This window comes from Streptomyces sp. RB17 (assembly GCF_009604455.1).
Lineage (GTDB): Bacteria > Actinomycetota > Actinomycetes > Streptomycetales > Streptomycetaceae > Streptomyces.
On sequence record NZ_WEGL01000007.1, the window covers coordinates 18,770 to 33,945 of the forward strand.

Here is a 15,176-nt window from a genome sequence, read left to right on the forward strand (position 1 = left end):
GTGTGATTGGGCCTGCGCGTGCGGTCAGACGGCGGCCTTCTTGAGGCGACGGCGTTCCCGCTCGGACAGGCCGCCCCAGATGCCGAAACGCTCGTCGTTGGCGAGGGCGTACTCGAGGCACTCGGAGCGGACCTCGCAGGCGAGGCAGACCTTCTTCGCCTCTCTGGTGGAGCCGCCCTTTTCGGGGAAGAAGGACTCGGGGTCGGTCTGGGCGCACAGCGCGCGCTCCTGCCAGCCGAGTTCCTCGTCCGCGTCGTCGACCAGCAGTTGCTGCACCAGCTCGGTCATGTGCGCCCCTCGTCTGTCTTTCGCGTCCCCGTGTGCGTTGCCGTTACCGATTTCGGCTGAACGACACGAGTGAAATTACAAGTGTGCTGCTCCGGGCGAGTCAAGCCGAGATCTGCTATTGGGCCCGTTATTCACTCTGCGGAACCAAGCCCGTGCGGAAAGTGTTCAAATCGCCATAAACCATGACACACAAACGAGGCCCGGAGGGGCGCCGGAACCCGTACGGACATCTATACGGAGAAGGACGCCCTGGCGTTCGATCGCGTTCCGCGAGGGCTTGAGCGCCCGGTTGTGCCCCATGTGTCCCGCCATCCCGGTGAACAAACCTTTCGCCTCCGAGATGCACCGGATGAGGTGAAACCTGTCCCACATACCGGGCCCCGAGTTGACACTGCGGGTGTGACCCGATGTCCTATTGGGCATGCTCGCGAACTCGGCACTCACCTCGACCCGCACCGCCGGGTCCCACGGTGCTGCCCGGGCCCGCTGTAGCTGTTGTCGCTGTTCCAGCTGTTGAGCCACACCTCGCTCCAGCTGCGGGCCGGTGTCCCCTCGCGACCCGGATCCCGTTCTCCGTTCCCTCTGGCCCCGCCTCACCTCCGGCCTTCTCCCACCGAGGAACCACCGCATCCATGAACAGCGACAACGACCTCCAGATCGCCGGCGACATCCTCGAAGTCCCGCATCTGCTCCAGCCGCCGCGCGAGCACCCGGCCACCGTCGCCGAGTTCGCGGGCCTCGCCCGCCGGATCGCCGCCGACCGCTCCCAGTGGGAGCACCTCGTGCGCTACGACGCGACGACCCGCTGGTACCACCGCCTGCGCACCGGCCCCGGCTACGAGGTCTGGCTGCTGTCCTGGGTGCCGGGGCAGGGCAGCGGGCTGCACGACCACGGCCGCTCCTCCGGAGTCCTCACCGTCCTGGAGGGCACCCTCACCGAGCGCACCGAACGCGCCACGCGCGCGTTGACGGCGGGAGCCCAGCGGGTGTTCGCGCCGGGGTACGTGCACGAGGTCGTCAACGACACCCTGGAGCCGGCGGTCAGCCTGCACGTGTACCACCCGGGCCTGACCGCGATGCCGATGCACACGTCCCCGCACTGCGAAGCTCGTCCGGTGACTGCCTGACGCGTTGTCGTACCCGCCTGCAACACTTGGGCCCATGCGCATTGTGGTTCTGGCAGGCGGCATCGGTGGTGCCCGGTTCCTGCGCGGTCTGAAGCGGGCCGTACCGGACGCGGACGTCACCGTCATCGGCAATACCGGCGACGACATCCACCTCTTCGGGCTGAAGGTCTGCCCGGACCTGGACACGGTGATGTACACGCTGGGCGGCGGCATCAACGAGGAGCAGGGCTGGGGGCGGGCCGACGAGACCTTCCACCTCAAGGAGGAGCTGGCGGCCTACGGGGTCGGGCCGGACTGGTTCGGCCTCGGCGACCGGGACTTCGCCACGCACATCGTGCGGACGCAGATGCTCGGCGCCGGCTATCCGCTCAGCGCCGTCACCGAGGCGCTGTGCGACCGCTGGAAGCCGGGCGTGAAGCTGATCCCGATGACCGACGACCGCGTGGAGACCCATGTCGCGGTCGAGGTCGACGGCGAGCGCAAGGCGGTCCATTTCCAGGAGTACTGGGTACGGCTGCGGGCCTCCGTCCCCGCCGAGGCCGTGGTCCCGGTCGGCGCCGAGCAGGCCAAGCCGGCGCCCGGTGTACTGGAGGCCATCTCCGAGGCGGACGTCATCCTCTTCCCGCCGTCCAACCCGGTCGTGTCCATCGGCACCATCCTCGCCGTGCCCGGCATCCGGGAGGCGATCGCGGACGCGGGCGTGCCCGTGGTCGGCCTCTCCCCGATCGTCGGGGACGCACCGGTGCGCGGCATGGCCGACAAGGTGCTCGCCGCGGTCGGCGTGGAGTCCACGGCCGCCGCGGTCGCCGAGCACTACGGCTCCGGGCTGCTGGACGGCTGGCTGGTCGACACCGTGGACGCGGGCGCGGCCGAGCGGGTCGAGGCGGACGGCATCCGCTGCCGGGCCGTACCGCTGATGATGACCGACGTGGACGCGGCCGCGCAGATGGCGCGGGAGGCGCTGGCACTGGCCGAGGAGGTGCGGGGAGCGTGATCGAGGAGCGCCCGGAGTACACGGTCCGGGCCCTGTCGGGCATCCCCGAGGTGCAGCCGGGCGACGACCTCGCCAAGCTGATCGCCTCGGCCGGGCCGGACCTGGCCGAAGGGGATGTGCTGCTCGTCACCTCCAAGATCGTCTCCAAGGCGGAGGGCCGCATCGTCGAGGCGGCCGACCGGGAGGCGGCCATCGACGCCGAGACGGTCCGGGTCGTGGCCCGGCGCGGCGCGCTCAGGATCGTGGAGAACCGGCAGGGCCTGGTGATGGCCGCCGCCGGGGTCGACGCCTCCAACACCCCCGCCGGCACCGTGCTGTTGCTGCCCGAGGACCCCGACGCGTCCGCCCGTGCCATCCGCGCGGGCCTGCGCGAGGCCCTCGGCGTGGACGTCGGTGTGGTCGTCACCGACACCTTCGGGCGGCCCTGGCGCACAGGGCTCACGGATGTGGCGATCGGCGCCGCCGGGGTGCGCGTACTGGACGATCTGCGCGGTGGCACGGACGCGTACGGCAATCCGCTGAGCGCGACGATCGTCGCCACGGCGGACGAACTGGCCGCCGCCGGCGACCTGGTCAAGGGCAAGGCGGCCGGACGGCCCGTCGCCGTGGTGCGCGGGCTGCCGTACGTGCTGGCGCCCGATGACGGCGAGGACGGCGAGGGCGCGCGGGCGCTGGTGCGGACCGCGCGGGACGACATGTTCCGGCTCGGCACCTCCGAGGCGGTCCGGGAGGCGGTGACCCAGCGGCGCACGGTCCGGGCGTTCACGGACGAGCCCGTGGACCCCGGCGCGGTACGGCGCGCGGTGGCGGCGGCGGTGACCGCACCGGCCCCGCACCACACCACACCCTGGCGGTTCGTCCTGCTGGAGTCGCCGGACGCCCGGGCCCGGCTGCTGGACGCGATGCGGGACGCCTGGATCGCCGACCTGCGCCGGGACGGCAAGAGCGAGGAGTCGATCGCGAAGCGGGTGCGCCGCGGGGACGTCCTGCGCAACGCCCCCTACCTGGTGGTGCCGTGCCTCGTCATGGACGGCTCACACCACTACGGGGACGCGCGGCGGGACGGCGCCGAGCGGGAGATGTTCGTCGTCGCGATGGGCGCCGGCGTGCAGAACCTGCTGGTCGCGCTGGCCGGGGAGCGGCTGGGCTCGGCGTGGGTGTCGTCGACGATGTTCTGCCGTGACGTGGTGCGCGAGGTGCTCGACCTGCCCGCCGGCTGGGAGCCGATGGGCGCGGTGGCGGTCGGGCATCCGGCCGAGGAGCCGAGACCGCGGCCGGAGCGGGACGCGGCGGCGTTCACAGAGGTGCGCTGAGTTCGGGCGTACGCGGCCCTAGCCCGCCCACGACCGCCTAGTCTCGAAGACGGCACAGGCTCCCCAGGACTTCACAGGACCTCATTCGTGGCAGGACGCTTCGCTCAACGCCCCACGCGTACGACCTTGCGCGGCGGCCATGTCGGCGTGCCCGCGGGTGCCGCTGCCGGGATACCGCAGCAGGCTTCGGCTCCGGCGCGGGTACGGCGGTGGGTACCGGACGGGCCCCTCGATCTCGGGCTGGTGCTCGGACCGCTGCGGCGCGGACCGGCCGACCCCACCTTCCGGGCCACCGCCGACGGATCCGTGTGGCGGGCGACCCGTACGCCCGCCGGGCCGGGCACGCTGCGGGTGCGGGCGTACGGCGGTGAGGTGCTCGGCGAGGCGTGGGGGCCGGGGGCGCAGTGGCTGCTGGACCGGCTGCCCGAGTGGCTCGGCGCGGCCGACGAGCCGGAGGCGTTCGTGCCGCGGCACCGGGTGGTGGCGCTGGCGCGGCATCGGCGGCCGGGGCTGCGGCTGACGCGGACCGGGCTGGTGCTGGAGTCCTTGATCCCGTCGGTGCTGGAGCAGAAGGTCACGACGGATGAGGCGTACCGGGCGTGGCGGTTGCTCGTGCGGAGGTTCGGGGAGCGCGCACCCGGACCGGCGGGGGCTGGGGAACGGCCGATGTTCGTGATGCCGGCGCCGCGGACCTGGGCGTTGATTCCGTCCTGGGAGTGGCATCGGGCCGGGGTCGACGACAAGCGGGCGTCGACGATTCTGCGTGCCGTGCGGGTCGCTGCGCGGCTGGAGCAGGCGGTTTCGATGCCGGCGGTCGAGGCTCAGGCGCGGTTGCAGGTCGTGCCGGGGGTGGGGCCGTGGACGTCGGCCGAGGTGGTGCAGCGCAGTCATGGGGCGGCGGACGCGGTGACGGTCGGGGACCTGCATCTGCCGGGGATCGTGGGATGGGCGCTGGCGGGGGACCGGCATGCCGACGACGCGGTGATGCTGCGCTTGCTGGAGCCCTATGCCGGGCAGCGGCATCGGGCGGTGCGGCTGATCCTGCTGAGCGGGAACACGCCGGCGCGTAGGGCTCCGAAGATGCCTCGGGTGGACATCGGGTTGCTGTGACGTGCGTGCCCTGTGCCGGGGCTGGGCGGGGGTGGGTTTTCGCTTGTCCGCGCCGGCGGGGTGCGGGGTGCTGCCGCCGGGCAACGGGGCGCTTCACTTGCCCGCGCTCGCGGGGCGCCTCCCCCACTCTCGGCTTCGCTCGGCGGGGGGACCCCCACCGCCTACCCGTGCCGCCCCACCGCCCGCCCCAGCGGCACGACTGCCCGCAGCTACGGGCGGTACGGCGAGGCGCCCGAAGGGGCGCGGGGAACTGCGCGAGCAGCCACGACGCGCCCGCAGGCAGAGCACCGGCCGAGACGCCCCCGGGCACAAGGGGGTCTGGGGGCGCAGCCGCCCTGGGCGGCGCCCCCGGCCCCGGCTACTGATCGGAAGAGAAGCGCACCGCGCCCGCCGGGATGCGGGCGTCGCACCACACGCGTACTCCCTCGCGGAGCTCGTTGTCGGCGCCGATGATCGCGCCGTCGCCGATGACCGTGCCGGTGAGGACCGTGCGTTCGCCCACGCGGGCCCGCGAGCCGATGAGGGAGTCGGTGATGACGGCGCCGGGCTCGATGACGGCCCCGGGGAGGATCGTGGAGCCGAAGACCCGCGCGCCCTCGGCCACGAACGCGCCCTCGCCGACCACCGTGCCGCCGGTCAGCTTGGCGTCCGGCGCCACCGTCGCCGTAGGAAGGATCAGTCGGTCGCCGCAGCGGCCGGGGACCGCCGGGGACGGGGCGCGGCCCAGGACCAGGTCGGCCGAGCCGCGGACGAACGCCGCCGGGGTGCCGAGATCCAGCCAGTACGTGGAGTCGACCATGCCCTGGAGATGGGCGCCGGCCGAGAGGAGGTCGGGGAAGGTCTCGCGCTCCACCGAGACCGGCCTGCCCAGCGGGATCGTGTCGATGACCGAACGGCGGAAGACGTACGCCCCCGCGTTGATCTGGTCGGTGACGATCTCCTCCGGCGTCTGCGGCTTCTCCAGGAAGGCGAGGACGCGCCCCGTCTCGTCCGTGGGGACCAGGCCGTAGGCCCTCGGGTCCGTCACCTTCGTCAGGTGCAGGGAGACGTCGGCGGACGTGGCCTGGTGCGTGTCGACCAGCGCCCTGATGTCCAGGCCCGTCAGGATGTCGCCGTTGAAGATCAGCACCGGGTCCTCGGGGCCCGAGTGCAGACGCGAGGCGACGTTGCGGATGGCACCGCCCGTGCCGAGCGGCTCCTCCTCCGTCACGTACTCGATGTGCAGGCCCAGGGAGGAGCCGTCGCCGAAGTACGGCTCGAAGACCTCGGCCAGATAACTCGTGGCGAGCACGATGTGGTCCACGCCCGCCGCCTTGGCGCGCGCCAGCTGGTGCGTGAGGAACGGCACCCCGGCGGCCGGGACCATGGGCTTGGGCGTGTGCACCGTGAGCGGACGCAGGCGGGTGCCTTTGCCGCCGACCAGGAGGATCGCTTCTGTCACCTGTCGTCTCTGCTTCCTGCCGGGACCGGCCGAACTACTCGTTTCACTCGTTTCGGCCGGTCAGTGTATGCAGACCGTAGCGGCGGCACCCTTGACAACCACTCCGTTTCCCGCGAGATCGGTGAGAGAACGGTGTGAGACGGCGAGTCCCCCGACGACGGCACCGAGCGCATCCCCGGGCCGGCTCAGCGCCCCTGATAGCGCGCCGCGCCGGAACGGGCCGTACCGAGTCTGGCGTAAAGCCGCTTGCCGGGGCACTCGGTGGCGAATCCGTCCCGATGGCCGGAGATCACGTTCAGTCGTACGTTCTTACCTTTGGGGTAGAGGTTGCCACCCCCCGACGTGAGATATGTCTTGCCCCGCGGGTCGGCCCCGAAGAGCCCGAGCTTCCACGCGGTGAGCCTGGCGACGGCCGTCACCGCGGCGGCGGGCGGCTTGGTCGCACCGTACGAGCCGATCACGGCGATGCCCATGCTGTTGTTGTTGAAGCCGAGGGTGTGCGCGCCGAGGACCGCCTTCGCCACGCCACCGGCCCGGCCCTCGTAGATGGTTCCGCACTTGTCGACGAGGAAGTTGTAGCCGATGTCCCCCCAGCCCATGCTCGCGACGTGGTACCGGTAGATACTGCGGACGACGGAGGGGGCCTGGGCGCAGGTGTACGTGTTGCCCGAGGCCGTGTGGTGCACGAAGGCCACCTTGACCTTCTTCGCGTAGACGAACCCGCCTTCGCGCAGCGACTCGTCCGCGTCCCAGCCGCGGCGGGTGACGATCCGCGGGCGCGGCCCGATGTACGGCTTGGACCGCACCGGGCCTGCCAGGCGGGCGAGTTCCCGCTCGGTGGCCCGCTTGTCCAGCGCCGGGATCTCCAGGGCGCCGAAGCCGGCGAGGTCCGTGTTGGCGGCCGAGGCCGCCCGTGCCGCGCCCGTGAGCGGCCAGGTGCGGGGCGCGCCGGCCGAAGCGCCCTCGGGCGGCGCCTCGTCACCGGGGTCCACGAGTTCCAGGCGCAGACCGGAGGGCAGCGGGGGGTGCGGCCGCCCCGCTTCGACCGTACGGCCACCGTGCTCGCCCCCGCCGACCGTACGGCTGTCCCGCGCACCTCCGTCGCCAATACCGCTGTCCCGCGCACGCCCGCCGTCGGTACGGCTGCCCCGCGCGCCCCTGCCGCCGCTACGGCCGCCCCGCGCACCCCCGTCGACCCCGCGAACCCGGACGTCCACGCCCTCGGAGCCGCCCACCCACAGCGGTGCGGTCGCCCCGCGCAGCCGCCGCGCGCGGCGTTCCGCCGTGCCCGGGTCGGCGCCGTGGTCGGCGTTGTGCGTCTCGACGTCCTGCCAGCCGGACCACTCCCCCGTCCGCGCCGACCGCGTCCGCACCTGAACCCGGCCGTGCAGTTCGGTGCCCGGGTCGTTCCAGACGACCCCGACCAGCGAGAAGTGCTCGCCGGAGGGCCGGTACAGGCCCTGCACCGGGGCGGCGCCGAGGACCCGCTCGCGGGAGAGCGGGACCAGGGGCAGCGAGCGGGTGCTGCCCGGGACACCGGCCTCGGACGGCCGTGCGGGCGCGGCGTGTGCGGCGGGTGCGGCGACCGCGGGCAGGGACAGCAGCGGAAGCGCGAGGACCGCGGCGCAGGCGACACCGATCGCGGAGACGGCGGTCGCGGAGACGCCGATCGAGGAGGCAGTGGTCGACGGGGCGCCGAGGGACGAAGTCAGGAATCCACGCATGCTCATGATCTTGGACATAGTCGTACAAATCTGTCCAACCGTGAAGCGGCGGTGAACTGACGGCCCGTCGGAAACCGTTCCGCCGAACCGGTGCCCCCGCCGCACGCTGCGCGCGCCCGCCCGCGCGTACCCTTTCCCGGGTGAACGCCACCGATCGCACCCCCGCCGACCTGCTGGCTTCCGCGCTCGCCGCGGACCCCGGCCGCCCGCTGGTGACCTTCTACGACGACGCCACGGGCGAACGCGTCGAACTGTCCGTGGCCACCTTCGCCAATTGGGTGGCCAAGACCGCGAATCTCCTCCAGGGCGATCTGTCCGCCGGGCCCGGCGACCGGGTCGCGCTGCTGCTGCCCGCGCACTGGCAGACGGCGGTGTGGCTGCTGGCCTGTTCCTCGGTGGGCGCGGTGGCGGACCTCGGCGGGGATCCGGCCGCGGCGGACGTCGTCGTCAGCGGGCCGGATGCGCTGGACGCGGCGCGGACGTGCGGCGGGGAGCGCGTGGCGCTCGCGCTGCGGCCGCTGGGCGGGCGGTTTCCACAGACCCCGGCCGGGTTCGTCGACTACGCCGTGGAAGTGCCGGGGCAAGGGGACCGGTTCGTGCCGTTCGCTCCGCCGGTCGCCGAGGAGCCTGCGCTGATCGTCGCGGGGGCGGAGTTCAGCGGGGCGGAGGTGGTTCAGCGGGCCTTGGCCGAGGCGCCCTCGCTGGGTCTGACGGGACCGGGTTCCAGGCTGCTGTCGGGGTTGCCGTACGACACCTGGGAAGGGGTCTGCGCTGGGCTGTACTCGCCCTTGGCCGTCGGCGGGTCCGTGGTGCTGTGCCGGCATCTCGACCGGCTGGGAGAGGAGGCTCTCGCCCAGCGGATCGAGAGCGAGCGGGTGACCGCGGTGCGCCGCTGAGCGGGAGTGCGGTTCCCCCGATCGGAGTAGCAAAGGGAGCTTCGGCGGCCCCTCCGACCCCATCGTCGTAAGAGCAGGACGTGACGCTCGTACGCCATGAGGGGGTGCCCCATCCGTGACCGACACCGCAGGCAAGCCCCTCGGTCCCGGTCCCGGGGCCTCCGCCACCGGCGCAGGGCTCGTACGGCGGTCTCGGCGGCGGTGGGTGCAGGCCACGGCGCTGGGTGTCGCCGTGCTCGTCGTGGCGGGCGCCGGGGGCGGGTGGGCCGTCTACGCCAAGCTCAGCAACAACATCACCGCCGATGACGCCGCCTCCCGCGAACTGGCCCGGTACGAGCGGGAGCGGCCCACCGAACTGGTGCGGGGCGCGCAGAACATCCTGCTGATCGGGTCGGACACCCGGGCCGGGGACGGGAACTCCGCGTACGGGCGGGATCTGGGCAGCGAGCGGTCGGACACCACGATCCTGCTGCATCTGGCCGCCGACCGGCGCAGCGCCACCGCCGTGTCGCTGCCGAGGGATCTGATGGTGGACATCCCGGGCTGCCGGCAGCCGGGCGGCAGCCGCAGCGAGCCGGTGTTCGCGATGTTCAACCACGCCTTTCAACTGGGTGGTTCGGCGTGCACGATCCGGACCGTCGAGAAGCTGACGGGCATTCGGATCGACCATCACGTCGTCGTGGACTTCCGCGGGTTCAAGAAGATGGTGGATGCCGTCGACGGGGTGCAGGTCTGTCTGAAGGAGCCCGTCGACGACAAGGCCGCCAAGCTGAAGCTGCCCGCGGGGAAGGTGATGCTGAACGGGGAGCAGGCGCTCGGGTTCGTGCGGGCCCGCAAGTCGCTCGGCGACGGCAGCGACACCGAACGGATGGAGCGCCAGCAGCGGTTTCTGGGCGCGCTGGTCAGCACGATGCAGAGCAGCGACGTCCTGCTGAACCCGGTGAAGCTGTATCCGGTGCTGGACGCGGCGACCTCCGCGCTGACCACGGATCCCGGACTGGCCAGTCTGCGTGGCTTGTACCAGTTGGTGCGCGGGCTGCGTGACATCCCCACCGAACAGGTGCAGTTCCTGACGGTGCCGAGGGAGTCGTACGTCTACGACGCCAACCGTGACCAACTCGTGGAGCCGGAAGCAGAGAAGCTGTTCGCACGGCTGCGGGCCGATCAGCCCGTGGCGGTGGCCGGGGAGACGCCGCAGGAGGCCGCGGAGACGGGCGGGGACACCCGCGGCGGGGGCGGCCCCTCCCCCGAGCCGACGTTCCGCGGGAACACCGCAGCCGAACACCGCTGTGAGTAATGCGCACATCAAGACGCCGAACTTCCGTCCAGGAAATGAGCCGGATTGCCCAGTTGTAGGCACAGGGAATTTGTCACCGGCGTCGCTTGACGCTGAACTGGGCGGATAGTGTGAGCGATCCGGTGCACCCGGCCACGAGGTCTGTCCTGGGGTCGAGCACCTTTCACCGAGACCCGAGCGCCTTTGAGGGGGAAGGCGCCGCGTGGCCCCGACGGAGGATTCGGACAACCGTGGACGCGCAAGGCCGTGGGCGGGCGGACAACATCGATCCCGCAGACCAGTGGGTGCTCAATCCGAACACCGGTGAATACGAACTGCGACTGGGCCCTTCCACACCGCAGTCATCGGTTCCCGGCCCCCGCAGACCCGCCCCCCGGGCGGGCGCCGGTGCGCCGCGCCGCCGTAACGACCCGGCGTCCGGCGGGACCCGCGAGACGCGCCCGGTGCGCGGGGGCGACGTACCGCCGCCGCGGCCGGGACGGCGCCGGGGCAGCGAGCCGGAGCCTCCGCAGGGGCGCAGGGCCGCCCGGCGGCCGGTGAAGAAGAAGTCGCGGGTGAAGAAGGTGCTGGCGTGGACGGCCGGCGGTACGGCGTTCGTCCTGGTCGCCGTCGGCACGGCCGGCTACCTCTACCTCAAGCACCTGGAGGGCAACGTCACCACGACGGACGTCGGCAGCGCGGCCAAGAACGGCTTCAGCAAGGACGACGCCTTCAACATCCTGATCATCGGCACCGACAGGCGCACCGGCAAGGGCAACGAGGGCTACGGCGACAAGGGCAGCGTCGGGCACGCCGACACCAACATCCTGCTGCACGTCTCGAAGGACAGGACGAACGCGACCGCGCTGAGCATCCCGCGCGACCTGATCGTCAACGTGCCGGACTGCGAGACCATCGAGCCGGACGGCAGCAAGAAGGTCATCGCCGGCTCCGACAACGTCCGCTTCAACGAGAGTCTCGGCCAGGAGGGCCGCGACCCGGGCTGCACGATGCGCACGGTGAAGGAGGTCACCGGCATCACGCCCGACCACTTCATGATGGTCGACTTCAACGCGGTCAAGACGCTGACGACGGCGGTCGGCGGCGTCGACGTCTGCCTGGCGCACGCCGTGAACGACTCGGACTCGCATCTGAAGCTGTCCGCGGGCAAGCACAACATCCAGGGCGAGCAGGCCCTGGCCTTCGTACGGACCCGGCACAGCTGGGGCAACGCGGGCGACCTGGACCGCATCAAGGTCCAGCAGCAGTTCATGGGTTCGCTGATGCGGAAGATGTCCTCCAGCAACACACTCACCAGCCCGACCAAGCTGATCAGTCTGGCCGAGGCGGCCACGAAGGCACTGACGGTCGACAAGGGCATCGGCTCCGTGAGCACGCTCAAGGACATCGCGCTGGAGCTGAAGAAGGTGCCGCCGAAGAACATCTCGTTCGTGACGGTTCCCGTGCTCGACAACCCGGCCGACGGCGTGGTCCACAAGACGGTCATCGTCAACCAGAGTGCCGCCCCTCCGGTGTTCGACGCGATCAACAACGACGTCTCCTTCACCGAGGTGAAGAAGAAGCAGAAGGCGGAGAAGGACGCGGAGGCCGCCCGTCTGAAGGGCACCAGGTCCGCGCCGTCCGACGTGCGGGTGCGGATCCTCAACGGCGGTGCGCAGTCCGGCAGCGCGCAGGTGACCCTCGACTGGCTGCAGAACAAGGAGGGCGTGCTGAAGTCGGAGAACGCGGGCAACGCGCCCGCGGAGCTGAGCAGGACCACGCTCGAGTACGCGCCCGACCAGGCGGCCCAGGCCCGGGAGCTGGCCCATCTCATGGGACTGTCCGGGTCGGCGCTGAAGCCCGGCAAGAGCGTGACCAACTCCCAGGGGCTGCCGGCGATGACGCTGACCCTGGGCAAGGACTTCAAGGGCGCGGGGGTCTCGCTGACCGCTCCGTCGAAGGCGCCGACGGTCGACAAGTCCACGGCGGACAAGGTGAAGTGCGCCTCGTAGGTAACCCAACGGGCCCCTCGTGCGTCTAACCGGACGCGGGAGGGGCCCGTTGTATGGCGCAAGGGTGGGGAGGGGCTGGACGAATTGGCGCAGAGTGATGTGCGGGGGCAGGATCCTGCGGTCGACGACATGATGTCGCTCGCATCGCGGGACCGGAGGTCGCCGGAGGGGTCCGGCAGGCACGGCGGGGGGCGCAGAGGCGGTTCCGGGACCGAGCGGCCACGGCGCAGACGGCGCGCACTGCGCTGGTCGGCGACCGTTCTGGCAGTGGTCATACTCGGTACGGCCGGCGCCGGTTACCTGTACTACGAGCACCTGAACGCGAACATCCGCAAGGGCCAGCGCAGCAGCGCCGACGACTCGAAGGTGCACAAGACGCCGGCGAACGCGGCCGGGCAGACGCCGATGAACATCCTCCTGATCGGCTCCGACAGCCGTAACACGCCGCAGGACCTGAAGCTCGGCGGGCACCGGCAGAGCGTCGGCGCGCCTCCGCTGGCCGACGTACAGATGCTCATCCACCTGTCCGCGGACCGCAAGAGCGCCGCCATGGTGAGCATCCCCCGGGACACCCGCGTGCACATCCCCAGGTGCAAGGACCCCAAGACCGGCAAGAAGTACCCGGAGACCGACGACATCATCAACACCACCCTGGCCCGGGGCGGAGCCGGCTGCACGCTGGCCACCTGGGAGGACCTCACCGGGGTCTACATCGACCACTGGATGATGATCGACTTCGCGGGCGTGGTGAACATGGCGGACGCCATCGGGGGCGTCCAGGTCTGTGTGAAGCAGAACGTCTGGGACCACCCGACACCGGACCAGCCCGGCGGCTCGGGGCTGAAGCTGAAGGCCGGGACACAGAAGATCTACCACGAGCAGGCCCTGCAGTGGCTGCGCACGCGGCACGCCTGGGGCAGTGATCTGATGCGGGCCCGCGCCCAGCACATGTACCTGAACTCGATGGTCCGCACCCTGAAACACCAGAACGTCTTCACGGACGGCGGGCGGCTGATGGACCTGGCCGAGGCGGCCACCAAGTCGCTCCAGGTCTCGGAGGAGATCGGCTCGGTCAAGAAGCTGTACGACCTGGCCATGGAGCTGAAGTCGGTGCCGACGAACCGCATCACGTCGATGACGATGCCCAACGTCGAGGACTCGCAGAACACCCAGCACGTCGTGCCGGACAAGGCCAACGCCGACAAGGTGTGGGAGATGCTCCGCGACGACGTGCCGTTCGACAAGAACGGCAAGCCGTCGGCCACCAAGCAGATCGCGAGCAAGGCCCCGGCGACCAAGTCCCCCTCCACGGACCCGAGTCGGCTGGGGGTGCTGGTGCGCAACGCCACCCAGACCTCCACGGAGGCGGCGGTCGGCCACCGGGCGAGTGACATCAGCCAGGTGCTGGCGCAGAAGGGCTACACCCGGGCCGCTGCCGACACCTCGGAAACGCTGTCCGAGGACAGCACGGTCGTGCAGTATCCGAGCGCGGACCTGCAGGGTGACGCGCAGGCCGTGGCGAAGGCGCTCGGCATCCCGATGAGCGCGGTGAAGCAGTCGACCGACGTCTCCGGGGTCACGGTCGTCGTCGGCTCGGACTGGCGCACCGGCAGCGGCTACCCCAAGCAGGCCATGCCGAAGGCAGGGGACATGCCGGGCAACACCGACTCGATCAACGGTGCCGACACCAGCAAGTGCATGGACGTGTACAAGCCCTACCAGTGGTGAACGGTGCGGGCCCCGGAAACGGGGCCCCGCCGGATGATCACACGTGATCAGCCCTGATCAGGCGTGATCGGGGCTGAGGACCGCCGGCCGCCGGGACGCGATGACCTTGCGCGCCAGCGACTTCGGGCTGGTCAGGAAGCCCCAGCCCCACGACATGTGCATGGTGGCCAGGGCCAGCGGGATCTGCAGCCGGGCCTTCAGGGGCAGCCCCCTGCCCGCAGGGAGCGAGCCCAGGGCGATCGCCGCCAGATAGCCGCCGGGGACGACGAGGGCCCACGGGGTGAGCGCCACGCCGACCACGATTCCGGCCGCTATCGCGCACACCGCCGTCGGCGGGGCGAGGTAGCGCAGGTTGATGGAGCCGGAGTGGTAGCGGGCCACGACGTGCCGCCAGCGGCCGTAGTCCTTGTACTGCTTGGCGAGGGCCCGCACGGAGGGCCGAGGGCGGTACGAGACCCTGAGTTCCGGCGAGAACCAGATCAGGCCGCCCGCCTCACGGATCCGGAAGTTCAGCTCCCAGTCCTGGGCGCGGATGAACTCCTCGTTGTAGCCGCCCTGCTGCTCCAGGGCCTCGCGGCGGAAGACGCCGAGGTAGACGGTCTCGGCGGGCCCGGCCTCACCGCCCGTGTGGAAGGCGGCGTTGCCGACCCCGATCCTCGAGGTCATCGCGGCGGCGACCGCGTGCTCCCAGTCGTTCTCACCTTCGGCGTGCATGATGCCGCCGACGTTCATCGCGCCGGTCTCCGCCAGGAGCCGGACGGCGGTGGCCATGTAGTTCGGCGAGAGCATGCCGTGGCCGTCGACGCGGACCACGATCGGGTGCCTGGAGGCCTTGATCGCCGCGTTCAGCGCGGCGGGGGTACGGCCGGTGGGGTTCGGGACGGTATGCACGCGGGGGTCTTCGGCGACCAGCTCGGCGGCGATCTCGTCCGTGCGGTCCGTGGACGGACCGAGGGCGATCACGACCTCCATCTCGCCGGCGTACTCCTGCGCGAGGATCGCTTGGACGGCCCCGCGCAGATGCCGCTCCTCGTTGAGGACGGGCATGATCACAGAAACGGCGGGGTGTCGCACGTCGGGCTTGGCGTTCATAGGGGGCTCACGTTACCGCGAACGGGGGACACCGGTGCGCGCCGCCGGGGCGTGGGGCCGGGCTGGAGATCGTATCGGCCTACGGTGCTCACGGATCCCACGTACGGCCTCGCCCGGAGGTGTCCCCGTTGGCCAGCCCGCCCCGGTCCCCCGCGCGTCCGCAGCGCCGACCGCA

The 15,176-nt window shown here is 71.4% G+C and carries 12 protein-coding genes; 8 read left to right on the forward strand and 4 right to left on the reverse strand.

The window, feature by feature from the left end:
* Positions 1–24: 24 nt before the first annotated feature.
* Complete coding sequence (locus tag SRB17_RS28580) at positions 25–288, reverse strand: WhiB family transcriptional regulator (protein WP_003975777.1); 264 nt, start codon at positions 286–288, stop codon at positions 25–27.
* A 632-nt stretch (positions 289–920) separates the two neighbouring features.
* Here SRB17_RS28580 and SRB17_RS28590 point away from each other — a divergent pair.
* The 4 genes from SRB17_RS28590 to SRB17_RS28605 all read left to right on the forward strand — a co-directional run bounded on the left by SRB17_RS28590 (position 921) and on the right by SRB17_RS28605 (position 4,832).
* Complete coding sequence (locus tag SRB17_RS28590) at positions 921–1,415, forward strand: cysteine dioxygenase (protein WP_153543073.1); 495 nt, start codon at positions 921–923, stop codon at positions 1,413–1,415.
* A gap of 34 nt (positions 1,416–1,449) precedes the next feature.
* Positions 1,450–2,409, forward strand: coding sequence for a 2-phospho-L-lactate transferase (cofD, locus tag SRB17_RS28595; RefSeq protein WP_153543074.1), 960 nt, complete (start codon positions 1,450–1,452; stop codon positions 2,407–2,409).
* The gene (locus SRB17_RS28600; protein ID WP_323376361.1) at positions 2,406–3,722 is read left to right on the forward strand and encodes a coenzyme F420-0:L-glutamate ligase; all 1,317 of its coding nucleotides are present in this window, start codon (positions 2,406–2,408) and stop codon (positions 3,720–3,722) included. The genes cofD and SRB17_RS28600 overlap by 4 nt, the downstream gene beginning before the upstream one ends.
* A gap of 87 nt (positions 3,723–3,809) precedes the next feature.
* On the forward strand, positions 3,810–4,832 hold the full coding sequence (locus SRB17_RS28605) for a DNA-3-methyladenine glycosylase 2 family protein (RefSeq protein ID WP_323376362.1): 1,023 nt from the start codon (positions 3,810–3,812) through the stop codon (positions 4,830–4,832).
* Between the two features lie 358 nt (positions 4,833–5,190).
* Here the strand turns inward: SRB17_RS28605 and SRB17_RS28610 are convergent, their stop codons facing one another.
* Positions 5,191–6,273: an NDP-sugar synthase gene (locus tag SRB17_RS28610; protein ID WP_323376363.1), complete on the reverse strand. Its 1,083-nt coding sequence runs from the start codon at positions 6,271–6,273 to the stop codon at positions 5,191–5,193.
* A 185-nt stretch (positions 6,274–6,458) separates the two neighbouring features.
* Positions 6,459–7,997 (reverse strand): peptidoglycan recognition protein, encoded by a 1,539-nt coding sequence (locus SRB17_RS28615; protein WP_416237102.1) that lies wholly within the window; start codon positions 7,995–7,997, stop codon positions 6,459–6,461.
* Between the two features lie 140 nt (positions 7,998–8,137).
* Between SRB17_RS28615 and SRB17_RS28620 the strand changes: the two genes are divergently transcribed.
* From SRB17_RS28620 to SRB17_RS28635, 4 genes are all read left to right on the forward strand, one after another.
* A complete protein-coding gene (locus SRB17_RS28620; RefSeq protein ID WP_323376364.1) occupies positions 8,138–8,893 on the forward strand; it encodes a TIGR03089 family protein in 756 nt (251 codons plus the stop codon).
* A 115-nt stretch (positions 8,894–9,008) separates the two neighbouring features.
* Positions 9,009–10,190 (forward strand): LCP family protein, encoded by a 1,182-nt coding sequence (locus tag SRB17_RS28625; RefSeq protein WP_323376365.1) that lies wholly within the window; start codon positions 9,009–9,011, stop codon positions 10,188–10,190.
* A gap of 230 nt (positions 10,191–10,420) precedes the next feature.
* A complete protein-coding gene (locus SRB17_RS28630; RefSeq protein ID WP_323376366.1) occupies positions 10,421–12,181 on the forward strand; it encodes an LCP family protein in 1,761 nt (586 codons plus the stop codon).
* Between the two features lie 132 nt (positions 12,182–12,313).
* Entirely contained in the window at positions 12,314–13,909 is a 1,596-nt protein-coding gene (locus SRB17_RS28635; RefSeq protein WP_153543488.1) for an LCP family protein, read from the forward strand.
* 57 nt (positions 13,910–13,966) lie between these two features.
* On the opposite strand, the gene SRB17_RS28640 is transcribed toward SRB17_RS28635, so the two are convergent.
* Positions 13,967–15,001, reverse strand: coding sequence for a glycosyltransferase family 2 protein (locus SRB17_RS28640; RefSeq protein WP_153543077.1), 1,035 nt, complete (start codon positions 14,999–15,001; stop codon positions 13,967–13,969).
* Positions 15,002–15,176: the final 175 nt, after the last annotated feature.